This is a genomic window from Alcanivorax sp. HI0083 (assembly GCF_001635175.1).
This window is the reverse complement of record NZ_LWFX01000170.1, coordinates 1-831: the sequence shown is the minus strand read 5'-3', so window position 1 is coordinate 831 and position 831 is coordinate 1. Positions and strand designations below refer to the sequence as shown.

The 831-nt window shown below is 57.4% G+C and carries 1 protein-coding gene and 1 pseudogene; both read right to left on the bottom strand.

Going from position 1 to position 831, the window contains the following annotated elements; genetic code table 11:
* Positions 1–403, bottom strand: a pseudogene (locus tag A3754_RS01840) (glutathione S-transferase family protein); the annotation flags it as partial.
* 106 nt (positions 404–509) lie between these two features.
* On the bottom strand, positions 510–831 hold a 322-nt coding region (locus tag A3754_RS01835), incomplete at its 5' end, for an FMN-dependent NADH-azoreductase (RefSeq protein ID WP_197468376.1).

The following is an 831-nucleotide window of genomic DNA, read 5'->3' as shown; positions in this document are numbered from 1 at the left end:
CCGGCACCGTCACCCGGCCGGTGTAGTTGTCATCCGCTTTCAGGTACAACTCATAGAGCTTGCTAAAACCATGAAGCGGATCACCGGTGGCGCCGTCAAAATCGTCGCGCAGCTCCCAGCCGTTCTCCAGCATGTGCGGGTGCACCACAGACACGCCAATATGGTCCTGCAAGCCTTTCAGCGCACGCATGACCAGAGTGCGGTGGGCCCACGGACAAGCCAGGGACACATACAGGTGGTAACGCCCGCTTTCCGCCGGGAAGCCACCATCACCACTGGGCCCGGCGCTGCCATCGGCAGTGACCCAATTACGGAACTGACTTTCCGAGCGCTTGAAACGCCCACCGGTGCTTTTGGTGTCGTACCACTTGTCCTGCCACTTTCCGTCGACTAACAGTCCCATGGTTATCTCCTTGCGTTGACTATCGAGGAGCGAATAACGAGGAGCGAAAGGCAAAACGCTTGTCCTGATTTTCGAAACTTGTTACTCGCTTATTGTCACCAGCGTGTTACCCCGCCAGCGCCGCCTGTGCTTCGCTCATGGCTTTCTCTTTAGTCTCGTCACCCATGTTCAGCCCCTCCGCGTAAACGAAGTTCACATCGGTGATACCGATAAACCCGAAGAACAACTTGATATACGGCGTTACCGTATCGTTCTCGGTGCCGGCATACAGCCCACCCCGGGCCGCCAGCACCGTCACGGATTTATCATCCAGCAGGCCCAGCGAACCGTTTTCGGTATAGCGGAAGGTGATGCCCGCCCGCGCCACATGATCGATCCAGCTTTTCAGCTGGCTGGGAATGCCGAAGTTGTACATGGGCAGGCCCAAT